The following is a 19,232-nucleotide window of genomic DNA, read 5'->3' as shown; positions in this document are numbered from 1 at the left end:
GATCATGGGTGCCTGCCATTATCCGGCGTCCAGCAGAAGCATTCCTTCGGACGGTGGCGATGGAGGAACGTTATACCTGTTCAGAGCCCATGAGGCAATATCATGGAACAGCGGTGCAGCCGACTGACCGCCCTCTCCGTGGACCCCGCGCTCAGGCTCGTCCAGCATGATCGCAACGACGAATCGAGGGTTATCCGCCGGAGCGATTCCCGCGAAGGTGATGTAGTAAGCCGAATCGGAGTATCGACCCGTGTCCGGATCAATCTTCTGGGCGGTACCCGTCTTTCCCGAGACCTGATAGCCCTCAATGGCGCCTTCCGATCCGGTGCCGGACTGGACACCGGTCGGATCCGACTGGACCACGCCCTGGAACATCTCCGTGACGGTTCGGGCGGTTTCTGGGGAGACCACTCGAACGCTCTCAGGGAGCTCATTCTCAATTACGGTGCCATCAGCAGTGGTTTCCGAGGACACGATCGACGGCGGCACTCGCACACCATCATTCGCGACAGTTTGATAGATGCTGGCCATCTGAATCAGAGACATGGCCATGCCCTGGCCGATCGGTAGGTTCGCGAACGTTCCGTAGTCCCAGGTTTCTCGACTCGGCACAATGCCGCCGGACTCACCGGGAAGCTCGATACCGGTTGCTCGGCCGAGGCCGAGCAGGTTCAGCAGTTCGGCGAACCGGTCCTGCCCCACTCGCTCAGCAAGCATCAGGGTGCCGACGTTGGAGGACTTACCGAAAATTCCGGTGGAGGTGTACTGCTCATCTCCGTGCTCCCAGGCGTCACGAACCGTCACTCCGGCCATATCGATCTGGCCTGGAACGGTCATCACTTCGTCAGGTGTGGTCAGTCCATCCTCGATGGCAGCCATCGCGGTGATGATCTTTGCCACCGATCCCGGCTCGAAGGCTCGTGAGACCGGATCGTTCGCAAGGTTGCGGCCTTCTTCGATCTCATTGCCGATATCCCGGTTGGGATTGGCGGTGGCAGACTGCGCCATCGCCATCACTTCACCGGTGTGAGAGTCCATGACAACTGCCGATGCACTGTTGGCACCAGAGTTTTGCGCGGCCTGATCGACCTGTTGCTGGACGTAGTACTGCATGTCGATATCGAGGGTCAAGTCGTAGGAAACGCCGTCCTCGGGATCAACTACGTCTCGGGTCGAGCCCGGTATCGCGACACCATTGGATGCCAAGTCAACTGTCCGGCTGCCGTTGACACCCTGCAAGGTTGCGTCGCGGGAGGCCTCGAAGCCGAACTGTCCCACGTCGTCCATGCCGATCTTTCCGACGACATTCGCCGCGACCGCACCATTGGGATACTGCCTGATGTTCTGGCGCTCTGCGACGAGTTCCGGGAACGTCTGGACCACTTCCGAGGCCTTGTCCGGGTCGACATTCCGGACCAGAACTTCATAAGAGGAGGACTCATCCTGGAGCTTTTCCAGGATCTCGGAGGAGCTGATGTCCGCAGGACGCGGCACCGAGTCCTCAACTTCTTCCTCTTCCTGATGCTCCCGACGCCTACTACTAGCACTTCGCGCAACCTCATCGAGGTCACGAACACCAATCATCTCGGGCAGCGCTTCCGCCAGTTCGGTGAGCCGTTCATCCGGCTCCCCATACGTTTCCGGCCAGAGGCGATGACGCTCTTCCATGTCCGAGCGGATCTGATTCGGGTGCACGGTCAGTGCGCGGGCTTCCATCGTGAAGGCGAGGGCATTGCCGTCACGATCATTGATGGCACCACGTGTCGCCGGATCCATAATGGTGGCAGCTCGCTGGTCCGCCGCGCGCGCGGAAAATTCAGGGCCTGCGACCAGCTGCACCCAACCAAGGCGACCGATCAGGAGCGCAACGACGATTGCACCAAGAATCTGCAGTAGCTTTGCCCGCTTCCGGAAGTCCTCCGGAGAAGTAGCCAGACGCTGTGGGTTCCTGAAACCACCGCGCGGTTCAGCGCGGTTGCGTGGGGGTTTTGTCCGAGAGGTGGAGTCTGCGGAGACACGTCGACCACGGCCGTCGTACCGCGATCCGTCGCGACCGCCCCGTGGGACCGGACTCATCTGCGAACCTCCGAACGTGGATACCTATAAACGGACAACGAAACTGTGCCCGTGACCGACTCAGTCTACTGCCGGGTCAGGCTCCGGGGCGATTGCCATCTCCGGGACCGGTTCCGGTTCCGGGACGACTTCCGGCTGTGGTGCGGCCGGAGGCTCAGGCTGGGGCTGAGGCTGCTCGGGCTCCTGGATTCCACCCATGCCAGGCACGTGCTCAGTCTGGTCAGGGTCGGAGGTTGGAGCCTCAGGTCGCATCGGTGTGCCGTTGACGTCGAGAAGCGCTTGAGCATTCGGATCGCCTGGGCGCACCTCATGCACAGTGCCGTCCTCAGCAACCACCAGAACCGCAGGCTGGCCGACGCTGACCATGCCCATCTCGGCAGCCCGGCGGGCGATCTCCGACGTGGACTTCAAGTACTCTGCGTCACGCTCCAGCACCGTCACCTCGTCAGCCAACGTCGACTCGGTTTGCCTGGCCTCGTAAATCTGCAGCGACTGCTGCGTCGAGAGTCCTGACAGGAACATCGCGATAGCGATACCCAGGACAAACACTCCGATGGCTAAAGCGGCGAAGCGGAACTTCGAGCGGTCCCCTACTTCAGGGGTCACCCGGCGACCGCGGACGGTCAGAACCTGGCGCGAGCCGGTCCTGCTCATCCGCTGACGCTTTGCTCCGCGCGCAGGCGCACCCGGGACTCGGACCTGTCGGGTCCTGCTACGGGAGTTCGTGTCTGTCATTGTGGCAGCCATGCTCAGTCTCCGGGTCTCTGGATGTCGGGTGGGTTGGTGTCAGTCCGGGCGGATACGTTTAATCGCACGTACCCGGACGGGTGCCGCGCGAGGGTTCTCGTCGATTTCCGCCGAACTCGCCTTCTCTGCGCCCCGAGTGATCAGGGTGAACTTGGGCTCGTGACCTGGAAGTTCCAGGGGAAGACCCGGCGGAGTGGTGGACTTCACACGCTCGGCGAAATCCTTCTTCACGATCCGGTCCTCGAGCGACTGATAGCTCATGAACACTGCGCGTCCGTCAACAGCCAGCGCCGCACAAATCTTCGGCAACGCGTTCTCAATGGACTCGAGTTCACGATTGACCTCCACGCGAAGTGCCTGGAAGGTGCGCTTAGCGGGGTGCCCACCAGTACGTCGGGATGCGGCAGGAATGGCTGAGTACAGCAATTCCACGAGCCGGCCTGAATTCTCGAAAGGCGCGGAGTCTCGCTCGCGGACAATTGCAGAGGCGATCTTGCCGGCGAACCGCTCCTCCCCATAGACGGAGAGAATCCGAGCGATGTCCCCGTGGCTGTAGGTGTTGAGAATGTCCGCAGCAGTGGGACCTTCGGTCGAATCCATCCTCATGTCCAAAGGCGCATCCACCCGGTATGCGAAACCACGGTCGACCTGATCAAGCTGCATTGAGGAGACACCAAGATCGAACAGTGCACCGGCGATTCCGTGGGAGCGAGCGATCTCAAAGGCAGGGCCCTCGCCCTGCTCGATGGCTTCATCCAACCCGTCGAATCGAGTCCGGTAGAAGGCGAAACGGTCGCCGAACGGAGCAAGACGCTCACGTGCGCCTTCCAGCGCGGCGGGATCGCGGTCCAGACCGATGACATGGAGGTCCGGAAAACGCTTCAACATGCCTTCGGTGTGCCCACCCGCACCGAGGGTCGCGTCGATGACGACGGCGTTGGGGCCCATCATCTCAATGGCAGGCTCCAGCAGGTCGATGACTCGGTTCAACAAGACCGGGACATGTCCATGCTCACCTGAGCGACGAGCTCCGGAAGATTCCGTGTCTGTCATCGAACCCTCCTGAGTAAACGTCGGAACTGTCTCACCCAGTTGTGTTCACAGGGCTCTGTTCGTTCGGAGCCTGGTGTCGGGGAAGTACACCAGGATCCGCCCGAACAGAGTCCTTGCGGACACATCCGGCCACTGTCGGCAGATCACAGAACATCGAACAACGAATCGTCCTCGCCCTCGGAGAAGTTCTCCTCGTGCTCTGCCTGGTAGGCCTCCCAGGACTCGGAGTCCCAGATCTCCAGGAAGTCAATCGAACCGATGACAACGCATTCCTTTGCCAGACCCGCATACCTGCGGTGATCAGCAGACAGGGTCACTCGCCCGGAAGCGTCGAGTGCCTGCTCATCTGTGCTGGCTGCGAGGTTTCGAACGAAAGCGCGGGCCTTCGGGTTCGTCCGTGAAGCTTTGGTGGCGCGAGCCGCCAGCTTCTCGAACTCATCCTTCGGGTACACGGCCAACGAATGGTCTTGGCCCTTAGTGACCATCAGCCCATCCGAAAGTTCGTTCCGGAACTTCGCCGGAAGAGTGAGGCGCCCTTTGTCGTCCAGTTTCGGGGTGTAGGTACCCAGGAACATTCGCCTGAGCCCCTTTCCCCGCCTCTGCCGACTCTCGGCACACGCTCTTCCGAGAAACTCGGTTGCGTTCTGCGGTTGTTCGTTTAACTCCTGCGGTGCCGCGACCTTCCCGACACCTTGCCCCACAGTACCCCACTTCCCCCCACCCACAACACCGAAATCCTGCAACATCTAGATAGGGAATGTGCTACATAGCCTATCCACAGGTTCATCTCACACCACACCAACACCAACATCCCGATAAAATGCCAGGTAACGGAGATAACCATCGATAAAGCTTGAACACAGAGCCCCCCAGTCCCCGGTGAAGTCTCTGTGATCTTCAGGTAAATCTCAGTGGGGATAATCACGGGGCATATTGCCTCGCCATATAGGCCAGGGACGAGATTTAGATGGGTTCAGCGTCTCCCCGGAAACGAAAACCCCCTGTTCACACCGCCGCTCCAGACTCAGTGGGTACTTGTGGGGCACCACAGTGGGTCGAAGTGGGACGAGCGGCCCGGGTGGCGCAATAGACATGAAAAAACCCACTCCCGTCTTACGGGAGTGGGTTCAGCGAGACTTACGTCGAGTTACGGCCCCTCGAAGCGGCTGCGGAATCGATTCTCGAGCCCGCCTTCGCCGGGATTGCCGTTGCCACCATCAAGCTTGGGGGACTTCTTCTGGGACTTACCCTTGCCCTTGCGGGACTTCTTGCGACCGGATCCGCCGGCACCAGTCAGCGACATCACGCCACCGGCGAACATCACCACAAAGCCGACAACGCTCAGAATGATGAACCACAACTGCATCTGCGCCAATGCGACGCCGCCGAGCAGCATGACTAGGCCCAGGACGGAGATCGCGATCGACTGAATACTGACGTTTATCCCGACTGTGGAGTCCGAGGACTGCTCAGACCGGCCGGACATCGTCGTAGAGAATGAAGGATCCTCTTCGTAGAGGGCGGACTCGATTTGATCGAGCATCCTCTGTTCATGATCAGACAGCGCCATGGCTTCCCTCCGAAACTCTTGACAATTGCAGCCACCGACAGGTTAATTCCTTCTTACGCAGTACAACGCAAGTACGAACAAAAAAGTTCCCGTCCGTAGATCAGAGCCTGTGGAGCCAGTGTACGTCCCCGGCTGGACGCTTCGCGACAAAGCGCGACCTAAGACTAGGCCGCAGCCTGCAGCATCCCAAGATCCGCCTCCACCAAGGCGACGAAATCACGTGCACTACGGTTGATTTCAGCCACGATTGCCGGGTCAGGCGAGCGATCAAGACCGATGCGAACGCGCTCTCGGATGGGATGAAAACCCTCAAACCGGTCAGCCCATTCGCCATACTCCGGAGCTACCCGTCGCAAACGCGCCCACGCACCCTTGTCAACGGTCCGCTTGCGAGCCGGCCGCTGAGCCTGAACAGCACCTGCAACACGCAGCGCAGCCTGGTAGGACAACTCGAGCTTCTCGGCCGCCGGCACCATCAGCGACTGCGACAGAAGAAGCTCCGCCCTATCCAAGAACTCGACCGTGCCAGAGCGGACCCCCTCCGGCGCAACCAACGATGAACTCCGCACCCCTGCAACTCGTCCGTTACGCATGACCATCTCCTTTCATCGCCATAGCCTGCCGCCGGAACTCTCCGTTTGAACTGATTCGAACGATAGAACCTCTCTCGACGTTGACTACCAGCCTAGTCGAACATGCGTACGATAGCCAGGTTTTTCTTCGAACTCCCAGACGCGCAGGCAGTGTCGTGATTGACTTAACCAGTGAAATACAGCGTTATCCGCCTAACCCAGGAGCAGTTTCGGAATCAGATTCGAGCGTCCATCGGCATATATATCAGCGCGATGGGCTACCGCTCATCCGTCGCCGACGGCCGCGCAGGCGCTTGGTTAGCGCAGCAGGCCGAACCGAACTGGACTGCTGTCGGCGCCTTCGCTCATCCCGATGACTTGGACACTCATCACCTCGCGGATGACCTCAGGGCTGAACTGGTGGGCATTGGATTCTGCTTCTCTGGAAACTCACGGCAATGGTGGAACCAGCAGGTACACGCTGGGCTGACACGGCAAGGCACATCACTGCGAAGGGTTCGGTCGTTGCTGAACCACTACGTGGAGTTGTCCGAAATCCATGTCTTGCCCGATCACCAAGGAGCGCATCTTGGTGAAGACATGCTTCGTCTGATGATGGACGGTCGCCCAGAGCGCATCGTCCTTCTCTCCACCCCAGAAGTGCCCGAGGAGGAGAACAGAGCTTGGTCCCTGTATCGCCGAATCGGTTTTTGCGATGTACTACGTGACTTCCATTTCCCCGGCGATCCACGACCCTTCGCTGTACTGGGGTCGGCACTCCCCCTGCCGCCCGTACGACAGTCGGGCCTGACCTCGAAAGTTCCGTAGATGAAGACTCGTTCGCTCCGCATGTGCCTGACTCCTATGCTGGCCTTGCCGCTACTGCTGTCCGCCTGCATTTCTTTCGGACGCCCGAGCACTGAGCCGGCGGCTACTCTCGAGCAGGAACACGACATGATTCGTGGGGAGTTCGAGTACTCCGTACCCGAGGATTCCTCGACCGATCCGAGAGACTGGGTCACGCCATTTGATGTGGGTGACTCGGTAGTAAAAACGCCGTCACAGCACGAAGGAATGAACGTTTTATCGGTCCAAGTTGACCTTGTGCCCGCTACGAGTTTCGCGGAACTGGTGAGCAGTGCATCCCAGGGCCTGGTGGACCTTGATTTCGAGCAGAGCTCAGGTGGTGCCACGATGCTCAGTGGGCAGGCGGACCTCTCCGCCCAGACTGGCGCGAGGTTCGGCATGACGGTCAGCATGCCCGGCGCGGTCGAGGACACGAACAGCCCAGATGTCTCTGATTCGGAAGTCTCCTGGATGGTCCAGGGCGGAGAGAACACCGAGCTGTGGGCATCCACTGCTAATCAGGATGGCCCCCGATCCCTGACGTGGTGGACCGTGGCCACATCGCTTACGGGAATCGCCGCCGTCGCCCTTGTGGTCGCCGCGGTACGTCTGCGCTGGTTCTAGCGCTAGAAGCCGTCTCGCTGAATTACCTGGCTGCCGCCCCACGGCGGTGCCATACCCAGGTTGTGCAAGACCTCCTGGGTCGCTCGGGTGAAGTTGAGCGTCATGAAATGCATGCTCGGCACACCTTCAGCGATGAGTCGCTCAGCCATTTCGGTAGAAGCTTCGATACCGACCTTGCGGATCTCGTTCTTATTCGCCGCTTCATCTCCGGCAGCAGCGGTGACGAGCTTGTCCTCCAGGCTTTTCGGCAATTCGGATCCGGACAGTTCCAACTGTCGGCGCACTGACCGGAGAGATGTGATCGGCATGATGCCAGGGATGATCGGCTTGGTGCCGTGCTCGGGGTCCGCTGCCGCCAAGCGGTCGCGGAGGCGAAGGTAATGGTCGATGTCGAAGAACATCTGAGTGATGGAGTATTCAGCACCAGCGCGGAGTTTATCCAACGTGTAACGGGTGTCATTCTCCAGCGACGTCGCGCGGTAGTGCCCCTCGGGGAAGGATGCGATGCCGATTTCGAACTGAGAGAATTCGTCGTCCTGGCGGATGAGGTTGATCAGCTCTCCGGCATAGCTGAGTCCACCTTCACTGGTTTTCCAATCACCGAGCGGATCTCCCGGCGGATCCCCGCGGAGAACCAAAAGGTTTGTCAGTCCCTGATCGAGGTACTGGCGGAGAATTACTCGGAGTTCATCCACTGAATGGTCGACGAGGGTGAGGTGCACCAGTGTCGTGAGCGGCTGCTTGGCCACCCGTGAGGCGATGCGGAAAGTACGTTCGCGGGTCGAGCCACCAGCACCGTAGGTGACAGAGGCATATGCCGCTCCGAGATCGTGAAAGGCTTCGGCTGCGGACAGCAATCTTTGCTCGGCGGCATCATCACGTGGGGGCATGAATTCAACGGAAAACGGTACCGTTCCCGGGCTCGGAAGTTCGAGCGCGTGCCTGATCGGAACTTGCCGGCCGGCTGCGGGAGATGGGGTGGAGGATGCCATGGCCGACTACCTTAGTATGTGAACATGGCCCACTCGTTGCTATCCCCTGACCTGGACCTGTCAGCGCTGCCGTCGGCGGTCGCGGAGACACTGGTCGAGTTCCTTGATTCCCGTCGCGAGCTCGTCTACTCCATTGATCCCCGGTTTGGTGATGTGTTCGAGTCACTGCAGGGGTTCGTCCTCAACGGAGGCAAACGAGTTCGACCTTCGTTCGCATGGATCGGATGGCTTGGTGCTGATGGTGCGGCGGGGCCAGAGGACCCGGAAGCCGTGTTCCGCGCGGTGTCGTCCTTGGAACTGATCCAGGCCTGTGCCCTCATCCACGATGACATCATTGATTCCTCCGACACCCGGCGCGGCAGCCCGACAGTGCATCGGCAGTTCGAGACGTTGCACCGCGACAACGGGTGGATCGGCAACCGAAGTCATTACGGCGAGTCGATCGCGATCATCGCAGGCGATGTGGCTTTGTCGTGGGCTGACGACATGTTCCACGCTTCAGGGCTTTCCGACGCCGCCCGCAACCGGGCCCGTGACCCGTGGTGGCGGATGCGCACAGAGGTCCTTGGTGGCCAGGTTTTGGACATCACCTCGGAGGCTTCCGGCGACACTGACTTGCGGACTGCGGAGAAGATCAACAGGTTCAAGACCGCCGCGTACACCATTGAGCGACCGCTCTTGATCGGCGCGGCAATCGCACATGCATCGCCCGAAATTGTCGAGGCGTACCGCGCTTACGGTCGCGACATCGGTATCGCCTTCCAGCTTCGGGATGACCAACTTGGGGTCTTCGGGGATCCCGCGATTACCGGAAAGCCTGCCGGCGACGACCTCCGGGAGGGCAAGCGCACAGTCTTGGTGTCGACGGCACTGAGTCGCCTGCAGGAGAAGGATCCGGCCGGTGCAGCGCATTTGGAGGCGTCGCTAGGCACCGTCGCCGATCCCGACGACATCGCACGACTCACGGAACTGGTCCGCTCCAGCGGAGCCGAGGAGGAACTCGAAGGCATGATCCAGCAACTAACTCGACGGGGGGTTGATGCGCTCAAGGAGGCACCGATTCTCTCTGAGTACAGGCAGACCTTGACCGACATGGCGGACCTCGTCACTCAGAGGGCACTGTGAGCCCCCGTAAGGCCCCAGCCATCGAGGGACGCGCAGTCGTCATCGGTGCGGGCCTGTCTGGATTGACTGCTGCTCTGTACCTTCTCGGTCGTGGCCACGAGGTGACGGTGGTCGAGGCCTCCGATCACGTCGGTGGTCGCTCCGCAACGGAGGACGTGACTATTCCCGATGTCGGCGATGTTCGCTGCGATACCGGCGCGACAGTTCTAACGATGCCGTCATTGATTGAGGACGCCATCGCGGCGACCGGTCAGTCGATCGAAGAAGTCGATCCCGAGTGGGAGATGATCCGACTGGATCCGTCGTACTTGGCGCTGTTTACCGGTGATCGACGCTTCCCCATGCATGTTGATCCCACCGATGTGAAGGACGAGATCGCCCGCTTTATTGGCGATCAGGATCCCTCTCGCGTCGAGCGCGTCCAGCGCGGATATGACGACACTCGTCGGTGGCTAGAATCGCTCTTCGACTCCGCGTTTGACGAGTTTATGAACCGCTCGTTCGACACTCCGCTCGATATGGTCAGCAGCCCGAAGACAATCGGCAAGCTTCTAAACTTGACCAAGCTCGGCGCTTTCGGAACTCTCGGACCCAAGGTCCAGAAGTTGCTCGGCGATGACGATCTGGCCCGGATGTTCAGCTTCCAGGCTCTGTACACCGGCGTCGGCCCCCGCTCGGCACGTGCCGTCTATGGCTGCGTGGCCCACATGGACACCACAATGGGTGTGTTCTACCCCGTGTCCTCCGCTACCGGTTCCGGTGTCGGCGCGATCCCTGAGCTCCTCGCAACAGCCGTCCGCAAAGCTGGCGGCGAGATCCACCTCAACACCGCAATCGAGGGACTGACTGTCCGAGATAAGACCATCAGCTCCGTTGACACCGATTCCGGCTCCATCGACTGCTCGGCCGTTATCTCCACTGTCGATCAGCCTGTTCTAGACAGCTGGATCGAGGGCTCCTCAAGGCACCTGCCTGTCCCCCGCAGGTTCTCCCCCTCCGCCGTCGTCGCACATGGCGCCGTCCCGGTTGAGGTCTCCAAGTCGTGGCCGAAGAGCCACCACACGATCAGTTTTGGTGAGTCCTGGGATGAGACCTTCAACGAGATCTGTGCGACGAAGAACGGACAGATCATGTCCGATCCGTCGCTGTTGATCACCAGGCCCGCCGTCACGGCCCCGGACCGAATCATCACCGACGAGGACGGACGACAGTGGGAGCCATTCTCTGTCCTGGCTCCGACGCCCAACCTGAAGTCGGCGAACCTAGACTGGGACGGTATCGGCTCTCGGTACATCGAGGAGCTAGCCGAGGAGCTGGAGCACCGCGGTTACACCGGTGTGTCCACGGAGTGGAAAGTCGGCCGAATCGATACCCCCTCAACCTGGCTGCGCGAGGGCATGGGCGAAGGTTCCCCCTTCGGCTACGCCCATCTGTTCCGTCAAACCGGCCCGTTCCGCCCTCGTAACTACTCCCCGACCGGCCCCCGGAACCTGGTGACCGCTGGATCCACCACGGTGCCCGGCGTCGGAGTTCCCACCGTCATGCTCTCTGGAGCACTGGCCGTCGACCGATTCGCCAAGGAGAGGTAGCTTGTCACTCTCGACCTTCACGAGGAATCCCGCCTCGATCGGTGTGATCGGCATGCTGCTGATCACTATCGGTTCGTTCGGTGCGGGTTCTGTTCGCTACCGCGGGGGAATCGTCGACGCCCTAGGGCTGTCAGTGATCACCTACGGCCACGCCTTCGCGGTGTTTGAGATCCTCATTTGGATCGGACTTGTTTTGGTACTCGCGTCGTGGCTGTTGGTCGGGCGGGAACTGATTTGGAACAAAGATAAGGACCCAGATCGCAGCGGGACCTCAGGGCGTTTGAGTTCGGTAAACCGGACACTGATCTGGTGGTTAATCCCGCTGTCGTTCGCTGGACCGTTGTTCTCGCGGGATGTGTACTCGTACCTGATGCAGGGTGCGATGGTCCGCGACGGTTTCGACCCATACACCCAGGGTCCCGCAGCGAACCCCGGCCCCATGCTGTTGGAGGTATCCGCCGATTGGCGTAACACCACCACTCCGTACGGTCCGTTGCACTTGGGAATCGGTGACGTGATCACCAGTATCTTCGGCGACAACATCGTCGTAGGTGTGATTATTTTCCGTATCCTGTCAATCCTCGGACTGCTGGCCATAGCGTGGTCCGTGCCCCGGATCGCGCTGAAGATCGGCGGCGACCCTGTACTCGCTCAGTGGCTTGGGGTGCTCAACCCGCTGGTGGTGCTCCACTTGGTCGGTGGACTGCACAATGAGGCGATTATGGTCGGCCTGGTGTCACTGGCGCTGCTGTGTTCGTTGTCGTTGCCGTCGGTTCGAGGTGTCGTGGCGGCGTCGGTTCTCGTCGGTCTTGCCATCGCACTGAAGGCGACAGCCATCATCGCCCTGCCCTTCCTCGTATGGATCGCCCTGACGCGCACTGCTTCGTTGGATACGTGGAAGGAGACTTTCCGTCGGGTTCCGCAGCTTTTAGCCTCCGGTATCGGCATGGTCGCCGGCGCGGTGGCCACCATCGCTGCGGTCACGTGGATCACCGGCACCAGCTGGGGCTGGCTCACGGAGATCAGCGGCAATACCAAGGTCATCAACCCGCTGGCGTTCCCCTCGGCAGTGGCCGGTGCCATCTCCGGTGTGCTTGGGATGTTCTCTGACAATGTCTCATTCAATGCCATTGTCGAGGTCACGCGCATCATCTCGATGGTGATAATGCTTGTCGGTCTAGTGGTCGTGTGGTTCATGTTCCGCCAGAACCCGCTGCGCAACGTCGCGGGCATTTGCGCCGCGTATGCGGTGGCTGTCGTGTTCAACTCGGTGACGCTGCCTTGGTACTACGCCAGCCTCCTGACGTTCATCGGTGCCATCCGTCCGCGTCGCTGGGTAGTGCAGTTGACGGTGATCTTCACCTTCATCCTCACGCTCTCCTTCGCTGGCGGCGGCAACAACAGGTTCTATGAGCCAATCTGGATGCTCGCCATCACGATCGCGGCGATTCTCTCCACCCGTTGGCTCGTCACCGGTTCCTGGCGCAATCGTATGAACTGGCGCGGCGCCCATGGCGACGGCGAGGACAGTGCAGTGAACTACGCGGGATCGACGGCTCAGTGACCGATCGGTTCGACGTGGCTGTGGAGCTCTGCCGACAGTCAGCGCTCACCCACGGCCGCACCTACTCCTTGGCCGCTAGGCTGCTGCCGCGCCCGCAGCGGGAGGCGGTGTGGTGTCTGTATGCCTGGGCACGGATGGTCGATGATGTCGTGGATTTTCCGGAAGGGGACGTCGGGAAGCGGGTTCAGGAGATCCATGATCTCCTGAAGAACCACCTGCAGGGCTACACCCTGCTTCCCGACGCCTCCGACCACCACCTCATCTCCGCCGCCACTGCGGACACCATCCGGACATGGGGTATCAACGAGACCTACTTCGACGATTTCATTCGGTCGATGCTGACCGATGTGCCTGGCACCGAAGGGCACATCGCGTGGTTCAGCACCTGGGATGAGCTTGACGCCTATATGTGGGGCTCCGCCGCAGTCATTGGACTGCAGGTGCTCCCGCTGCTGCCTGTGCGCGGCGACCGGGCGGTGGCCGCTCAGCACGCAGCCGAACTTGGGCGGGCGTTCCAGGTGACCAACTTTATCCGTGACCTGCGCGAAGATATCCAGCGCGGTCGCATGTATCTGCCGATGGAAACGTGGGAAGCGTTCGGCGTCGATGAGGCGGAGCTGCGACGCTGCCTGGACCATGGTGAGTCAACGCCAGCAGTGCAGGCCGCGATCGCTCACTTCGTGGCCGTCAATCGAGCGATGTACCGCGAAGCCGACCCGGGCACAGAAATGCTCAGTGGCCCCGCACGGCACTCGATTCGTGCGGCACGGGTGATCTACGCAGCGATCCTCGATAACATCGAGGCCGGACGCACCGACCCGTTTACTTCAAGGTCGGTCGTATCGAACGCGCGGCGTTTGCGGCTCGTGCTGCCGCATGCGCTCGCGGCGGCTATTACAGCGCCATTGCCTGCGCGCGGCGACGGACCTCACGGGCGAGGTGGCCGTGCAGCGCGTCGATCGGGCGACCCGGCAGAGACTCATCCTCGCTGAAGAGGTAGGTGAGTGTCTCCTCCGGGGTGTAGCCGCCATCGTGCAGCAGCGCGATAACGCCGGGGAGGAACCTCTGCACACCCTCATCGGTGAACATGCGGGCCGGGACGCGGACACCACCGTCACGCTCGACAGCAATGATCTTCCGCTCCTGCAGCAGCGCGTGTACGTGCGTAACCGGAACGTCGATCAGCTCCGCCACGTCCGGCAGGCTCAACATTGGCTCGGCGGGGTCCAGGACATCTGTGCAACCAGTGATCTTCTTCACGCTGGAGATTCTACCGCTTCGGCACAATGTTCGATCCCGTTGGCACCTTCGGTCTGCGTTCCGTCATACTGGTTACCGATCCAGAGGGAGGTGAGCGGTGACGGAACTGCGAGAAGGCGACATTCTCGACGGTCGCTACCGTATCGGCCCACGCATCGCGCGTGGGGGAATGTCGGCTGTCTACCGAGCCGAAGACACCCGCCTGGGCCGCACGGTCGCCGCCAAGGTGATGGACCCACGCTTCCACGATGACGAAGCGTTTCGGGTCCGTTTTGAACGTGAGGCTCGCGCCGTAGCCCGGATGACCGACGAGTCTCTCGTCAACGTCTATGACCAAGGCACTGATCCGCAGGGTCATGTCTTCCTCATCATGGAGTTGGTCGATGGTGGCACGCTGCGCGAACTTCTGCGCGAGCGCGGCCCGATGCCCCCTCATGCCGCAACTGCAGTGCTCCGCCCAGTGCTGAGGGCGTTGTCTTTGGCACACTCCCGGCAGATGGTGCATCGCGATATCAAGCCCGAGAACGTCCTCATCAGCGATGTTGGCGGACGGGTCAAACTCGCTGACTTCGGCCTGGTCCGTGCTGCCGCTGATGCGTCGGTGACGTCGAACTCTGTCATCGTCGGCACAGTTGGCTATCTTTCCCCCGAACAGGTCACCGGTGGAGCAGTCACTCCTGCCTCCGACGTGTATTCCGTTGGTGTATTGCTCTTCGAGCTGCTGACCGGTTCCACGCCCTTCTCCGGAGACACGTCCTTGTCGATTGCGCTGCAGCGCTTAGAAAAGGACGTCCCTGCACCCGGCTCGGTCATTGACGGCGTCCCGCCGGAATTCGACGACCTCGTTGCCATCGCCTGCGCCCGCGCCCCGGAGGACCGCTTCCCTTCTGCTGCAGAGTTCTTGGAAGAACTAGACAATGTCGCGAAAGAACTCTCGCTTCCGCCATTCCAGGTTCCGGCACCAGTTCAGTCTGCTGCCCACCGCGCCGCTGAGTCGGCCACTGCCGTCACCAATGAAGGTGACTGGTCCCTGCAGACACCGGATCCGGTCAATGAGACTCAGGTAGAAGGCCTCTTCCCTGTCGAGCCTTATCGCGGCGAGACGACCCTGGAACCGATGCCCGATAGGGCACGGTGGGATGATGCGGATGAGGAGGTGGTGGTTGAGGAACCGGAGCGTCGGGAAGCAAAAAAGGATGTTCCAGGCCGCAACCGCACCCGCACCGGATTCGCCTTGTGGCTGGTCATTGCAATCCTCGCGACGATGGGAATCGGACTCGGCTCCTGGTGGCTGGGCTCTGGCCGCTATGGCGATGTCCCGTCGATCACCGGAATGTCCCAAGCCCAGGCGTATCAAGCGCTCACGGACGCAGGATTTGAGCCGGAAGTCGGAGAAACCTACAGCGACGACCACCCAGTGCGCACTGCCGCAGGATCCGAACCAGTCGCCGGCGAACGCGCCGTTCGGGGAAACCCGGTGACCATCCTGATGTCGCTGGGCCAGCCCACCGTGCCAGCTGCTCCACCAGATCGATCGGCGGAGAGATACTCACAGTTGCTCTCCGAACGCACGCTGACCGAGGAGGTCGGCGATGCAGAATTTTCTGAGACCGTGCCCGCCGGCGCCGTGGTCAACACTGACCCGCCGGCGGGCACGACTGTCTCCACTGGCTCGTTGGTCACGGTGATCCTCTCGAAGGGGCCTGCCCCCGTGGAGGTCCCCAGGGTCGTCGGGCTATCGGAAAGCGACGGCACCGACCTCCTCAAGCGGGTGGGCCTACAGGTCCGTGAAGTAACCCGAGAGTTCGATGCAGACGCCGCTGAGGACGAAATTATCGCCGTCTCACCAGAGGAGGGCGAGGACATGGAACGAGACGGAGAAGTGGTCCTCACGGTCAACAACGGCATTGCCGTGCCGAACGTCTCCGGCCGGTCCCAATCTGAGGCTGAATCTCGTCTGCGGGAGGCCGGAATCACTATCCGTGAGGTCCGCGTCGACCCCGAATCCACGCGTTCAGCCGGCACCGTGGAGCGGACCAATATCTCCCGCGACAGCACCGTCGACCCAGATAATCCCGAAGTGATCTTGTATGTGTCTGCACGGGTCAACGTGCCCAACGTGCTCGGTAGCAGCATCTCGGATGCGCGCGAGGCACTGGAGGACGTTGGGCTGGAATTGGAGATCACCGGAAACGCCTCCGAGGGCGACACCGTGATCACCCAATCCCCCTTCCCAGGACGCGCGGCCCAAGAAGGTGACACGGTCACGGTGCGTGGTATCTGACGGCCCCTTAGACAACGCACGACGGGGCGGTCACCAGATGTGGCCGCCCCGTCGTGCTGATTCTTTTAGTTGCGGAGCATCTCCGCGACAAGGAACGCCAGTTCCAGTGACTGGGAGGTGTTCAGTCGAGGGTCACACGCGGAGGCGTAGCGACCCGGCAGATCCACGTCCAGGATGTCCTGGGCGCCACCGAGGCATTCGGTGACGTCTTCACCGGTCAGCTCGATGTGCATACCGCCCGGGTGGGTGCCCAAAGTGCGGTGGACCTCGAAGAAGCCCTGGACCTCATCGACCACGCGGTCGAAGTGGCGGGTCTTGAAACCGTTGGAGGAGGTGTAGGTGTTGCCGTGCATCGGGTCGACCTGCCAGATGACCTTGTGTCCGGAAGCCTCAACTGCCTCGACGATCGGAGGCAGCACGGTGCGAACCTTGTCGTTGCCCATACGGGATACCAGGGTCAGGCGGCCGGGCTGGAACAGCGGGTCGAGCTTCTCGGCGTAGGCAACGGCCTCTTCCGGAGTCGTCGTCGGGCCGATCTTCACGCCGACCGGGTTGCCGATAGCGGCAGCCAGGTTGATGTGGAAGTCATCGATGCCGCGGGTGCGCTCGCCGATCCACAGCTGGTGCGCGGACAGGTCGTAGAGATCGGTCTCGCCTTCCGGGCTCTCCGCCAGGCGAAGCATTGCGCGCTCGTAGTCGGCAACCAGGGCCTCGTGCGAGCAGTAGATCTGGGCGGACTGCAGGTTCGTGTCGTTGACACCACAGGCAGCCATGAACTGCAGGGCGTGGTCGATCTCGCGGGCCAGGTCTTCGTAGCGGGCGCCGGCCGGGGAATCGTTAACGAACTCGCGGTTCCACTCATGCAGACGGTGCAGGTCGGCAGTACCGGAGGAGGTCAACGCACGAACGAGGTTCATGGCTGCCGACGCGTTGGCGTATGCGCGAACCATGCGGGCCGGGTCGTGGACGCGGGCGGACTCAGACGGCTCGACACCGTTGACCATGTCACCGCGGTAGCTAAGGAAACCGTCTCCATCAACGTTCGAGGAACGCGGCTTCGCGTACTGGCCGGCGATGCGGGCCATCTTCACCACGGGCATCGATGCACCGTAGGTGAGAACGACAGCCATCTGCAGCAGCGTCTTCACGTTTGCACGGATGTGGGGCTCTGTGTTCGACTCGAAGGTCTCAGCGCAGTCACCTCCCTGGAGGAGGAAGCCATTGCCGTTGGCGACGTCTGCGAGCTCCTCCTGGAGCTTGCGAACCTCCGAACCAACCACGATCGGCGGCACAGACTCCAGAATCTTCCGGACGGTCTCTGCCTTCTTCGGATCCCATGACGGCTGCTGCAGCGCTTCGCTATTGAGAGCTCGGTTCAGCCGCTCCTGCAGCGTCTCCGGCAGCGGAGGCAGGTCGGGAAGGTCATCTACGGGTACGTCAATCGTCCAACTCACACCGCACATCATACGACGGGTCAGTGACACAAACCTATTTAACGGCGATCTGCCCCGTGGTCGAGGTGGTCCTCGATAGCGCGGTACCGCACCAAATTGTGCCGAGCATCAGCCAGTGCGTCATGCCTGCCGTCCTCCTGCTTCGGTACCCATGGCTTACCGGCGAACTCCCAGTACTGCTTGAGCTCCCTGGTGAATCGTGGGATGGGACGCGGCAATTGCGTCATGTCGCCCCACAGCTGAGCGAGCACCACATGGTCGTAGGCGCCAACCCAGGCCCACAGTTCAGGCTTTGAACCACCCGGCGGCATCAGGAACTCCCCCAGTTCCCGGCGGATGTCAGAGCGGGACATCCACACGTCCGACGATGGACTCGGAAGCTGCCCAATCACGTTCTGACGAACCCACAGGCCCGCCTTCCGCTCGTCGAATTCGGTGGAGACCGCATAAAATTCGCGGCCGTCTTCGGCGACGACACCGATGGACACCAGGTCAATCGTCCGGCCGTCCTCGATAAATTCGGTGTCATAGAAGTAACGCACGTGGATAGCCTACCGGGCGTTACTTCTTGGGCTTGCCGGTGCCCTTCCGGACCTTCGCACCGCCAGGCTCAGCCCCCTCCGGGTAGCCGTCGCCAGCAATGAGGGAGTTCTTCACATCGGTGGCGTACACGTCTACATAATCCTGCCCGGACAGTTCCTGAATTTCCTTGAGGATGTCCTCGGTCAACGCACGTGCGCACTGATACTCATTGCCCCTGTCGCGGTAGTCCTCTGGATTCATCGGATCGCCGATGATTACGCCGACCCTGCGAGGCCGGGGGAACCAGCTACCGATCGGGTTCGCCTTGTCCGTGTCAATCATCGCCATCGGATACACCGGCACACCGGTCTCCAATGCCACGCGGGCAGCACCGGTCTTGCCTCGATACAGGCGCCCATCCGGAGACCGAGTGCCTTCCACCGAGATACCCAGGAGGTCTCCCTGTCCAAGAACCTTCACTCCTGTGTTGAGTGCATCTTTCGCGGTATCTCCGGACTCACGGTTGATCGGCACCTGCCCGACGGAGCTGAAGAAGAATTTCTGGACCCCTCCGACAAAGCCGGGCGTAGTGAAGTACTCCTGCTTAGCCAGGAAAGTGAGCTGGCGCTTGCACACCAACGGGAAATAGAAATGGTCCATCACCGCGAGATGGTTCGACACCATCAAAGCCGCGCCTGTGGCAGGTACCTTCTCACCACCGATGTAGTACGGGCGGTTCCACACCCAGAGAAATGGCCCGATCAGGACGCGCTTAAAGAACGAATACCACCGATTTCGCATAGAAAGAGAATATCAGCAGAGCTGAGAGCTATCTGGCACAACCACCCCAAAACTTGAGGATTCCCCCAGCTTCACGGAAACACTGTTACCCATTTCGCATGGTCGCTTCAGAACATCAAACCCCCGCGTCCCTACGAGGGAAACGGGGGCTGG

18 protein-coding genes are annotated in these 19,232 nt (G+C 61.1%); 7 read left to right on the top strand and 11 right to left on the bottom strand.

Annotation, left to right across the window (positions count from 1 at the left end; all coding sequences use genetic code 11):
- Positions 1-18: 18 nt before the first annotated feature.
- The 6 genes from YWU_RS17085 to YWU_RS17075 form a co-directional block, all read right to left on the bottom strand.
- Positions 19-2,076 (bottom strand): peptidoglycan D,D-transpeptidase FtsI family protein, encoded by a 2,058-nt coding sequence (locus tag YWU_RS17085; protein ID WP_084142218.1) that lies wholly within the window; start codon positions 2,074-2,076, stop codon positions 19-21.
- 60 nt (positions 2,077-2,136) lie between these two features.
- The gene (gene ftsL / locus YWU_RS17080; protein ID WP_156892856.1) at positions 2,137-2,811 is read right to left on the bottom strand and encodes a cell division protein FtsL; all 675 of its coding nucleotides are present in this window, start codon (positions 2,809-2,811) and stop codon (positions 2,137-2,139) included.
- Positions 2,812-2,862: 51 nt separating this feature from the next.
- Positions 2,863-3,876 carry a 16S rRNA (cytosine(1402)-N(4))-methyltransferase RsmH gene (rsmH, locus tag YWU_RS0113575; protein ID WP_027020888.1) on the bottom strand — a complete coding sequence of 338 codons (1,014 nt, stop codon included), beginning with the start codon at positions 3,874-3,876 and terminating at the stop codon, positions 2,863-2,865.
- Between the two features lie 143 nt (positions 3,877-4,019).
- Positions 4,020-4,451 (bottom strand): division/cell wall cluster transcriptional repressor MraZ, encoded by a 432-nt coding sequence (gene mraZ, locus YWU_RS0113570; RefSeq protein WP_027020887.1) that lies wholly within the window; start codon positions 4,449-4,451, stop codon positions 4,020-4,022.
- A 572-nt stretch (positions 4,452-5,023) separates the two neighbouring features.
- Positions 5,024-5,446, bottom strand: coding sequence for a DUF3040 domain-containing protein (locus YWU_RS0113565; RefSeq protein ID WP_027020886.1), 423 nt, complete (start codon positions 5,444-5,446; stop codon positions 5,024-5,026).
- A 164-nt stretch (positions 5,447-5,610) separates the two neighbouring features.
- On the bottom strand, positions 5,611-6,039 hold the full coding sequence (locus YWU_RS17075; RefSeq protein WP_051260385.1) for an SAV_6107 family HEPN domain-containing protein: 429 nt from the start codon (positions 6,037-6,039) through the stop codon (positions 5,611-5,613).
- Between the two features lie 171 nt (positions 6,040-6,210).
- Here YWU_RS17075 and YWU_RS17070 point away from each other — a divergent pair, with 171 nt between their 5' ends.
- Positions 6,211-6,846, top strand: coding sequence for a GNAT family N-acetyltransferase (locus YWU_RS17070; RefSeq protein WP_051260384.1), 636 nt, complete (start codon positions 6,211-6,213; stop codon positions 6,844-6,846).
- Complete coding sequence (locus tag YWU_RS0113550; protein WP_156892855.1) at positions 6,847-7,488, top strand: LppM family (lipo)protein; 642 nt, start codon at positions 6,847-6,849, stop codon at positions 7,486-7,488.
- Between the two features lie 2 nt (positions 7,489-7,490).
- On the opposite strand, the gene YWU_RS0113545 is transcribed toward YWU_RS0113550, so the two are convergent.
- On the bottom strand, positions 7,491-8,480 hold the full coding sequence (locus YWU_RS0113545) for a methylenetetrahydrofolate reductase (RefSeq protein ID WP_027020884.1): 990 nt from the start codon (positions 8,478-8,480) through the stop codon (positions 7,491-7,493).
- Positions 8,481-8,504: 24 nt separating this feature from the next.
- Between YWU_RS0113545 and YWU_RS0113540 the strand changes: the two genes are divergently transcribed.
- From YWU_RS0113540 to YWU_RS17055, 4 genes are read left to right on the top strand one after another with little or no spacing between them, the layout of a single operon-like run.
- Positions 8,505-9,605, top strand: coding sequence for a polyprenyl synthetase family protein (locus tag YWU_RS0113540; protein ID WP_027020883.1), 1,101 nt, complete (start codon positions 8,505-8,507; stop codon positions 9,603-9,605).
- Positions 9,602-11,194 carry a phytoene desaturase family protein gene (gene crtI / locus YWU_RS17065; RefSeq protein WP_051260383.1) on the top strand — a complete coding sequence of 531 codons (1,593 nt, stop codon included), beginning with the start codon at positions 9,602-9,604 and terminating at the stop codon, positions 11,192-11,194. The genes YWU_RS0113540 and crtI overlap by 4 nt, the downstream gene beginning before the upstream one ends.
- 1 nt (position 11,195) lies before the next feature.
- A complete protein-coding gene (locus YWU_RS17060; protein ID WP_051260382.1) occupies positions 11,196-12,758 on the top strand; it encodes an alpha-(1->6)-mannopyranosyltransferase A in 1,563 nt (520 codons plus the stop codon).
- Positions 12,755-13,750 carry a phytoene/squalene synthase family protein gene (locus YWU_RS17055; protein ID WP_051260381.1) on the top strand — a complete coding sequence of 332 codons (996 nt, stop codon included), beginning with the start codon at positions 12,755-12,757 and terminating at the stop codon, positions 13,748-13,750. Before YWU_RS17060 ends, YWU_RS17055 begins: the two co-directional genes overlap by 4 nt.
- On the opposite strand, the gene YWU_RS18015 is transcribed toward YWU_RS17055, so the two are convergent.
- Entirely contained in the window at positions 13,653-14,027 is a 375-nt protein-coding gene (locus tag YWU_RS18015; RefSeq protein ID WP_084142228.1) for an Rv2175c family DNA-binding protein, read from the bottom strand. The two genes, YWU_RS17055 and YWU_RS18015, sit on opposite strands and share 98 nt — an antisense overlap.
- Positions 14,028-14,115: 88 nt before the next feature.
- On the opposite strand from YWU_RS18015, the gene pknB reads away from it, so the two are divergent.
- Positions 14,116-16,302 carry a Stk1 family PASTA domain-containing Ser/Thr kinase gene (gene pknB, locus YWU_RS0113515; protein WP_027020881.1) on the top strand — a complete coding sequence of 729 codons (2,187 nt, stop codon included), beginning with the start codon at positions 14,116-14,118 and terminating at the stop codon, positions 16,300-16,302.
- Between the two features lie 65 nt (positions 16,303-16,367).
- On the opposite strand, the gene YWU_RS0113510 is transcribed toward pknB, so the two are convergent.
- Genes YWU_RS0113510 through YWU_RS17050 form a run of 3 tightly spaced genes read right to left on the bottom strand, consistent with a single transcriptional unit; the run spans position 16,368 to position 19,079 of the window.
- Positions 16,368-17,756, bottom strand: coding sequence for a class II 3-deoxy-7-phosphoheptulonate synthase (locus YWU_RS0113510; protein ID WP_027020880.1), 1,389 nt, complete (start codon positions 17,754-17,756; stop codon positions 16,368-16,370).
- A gap of 38 nt (positions 17,757-17,794) precedes the next feature.
- Positions 17,795-18,298, bottom strand: coding sequence for a polyadenylate-specific 3'-exoribonuclease AS (locus YWU_RS0113505; protein WP_027020879.1), 504 nt, complete (start codon positions 18,296-18,298; stop codon positions 17,795-17,797).
- A gap of 19 nt (positions 18,299-18,317) precedes the next feature.
- Positions 18,318-19,079 carry a lysophospholipid acyltransferase family protein gene (locus YWU_RS17050; protein WP_034648005.1) on the bottom strand — a complete coding sequence of 254 codons (762 nt, stop codon included), beginning with the start codon at positions 19,077-19,079 and terminating at the stop codon, positions 18,318-18,320.
- Positions 19,080-19,232 lie beyond the last annotated feature (153 nt).

It is taken from the genome of Corynebacterium sputi DSM 45148, assembly GCF_000427865.1.
Lineage (GTDB): Bacteria > Actinomycetota > Actinomycetes > Mycobacteriales > Mycobacteriaceae > Corynebacterium > Corynebacterium sputi.
This window is presented reverse-complemented; position numbering and strand designations above follow the sequence as displayed.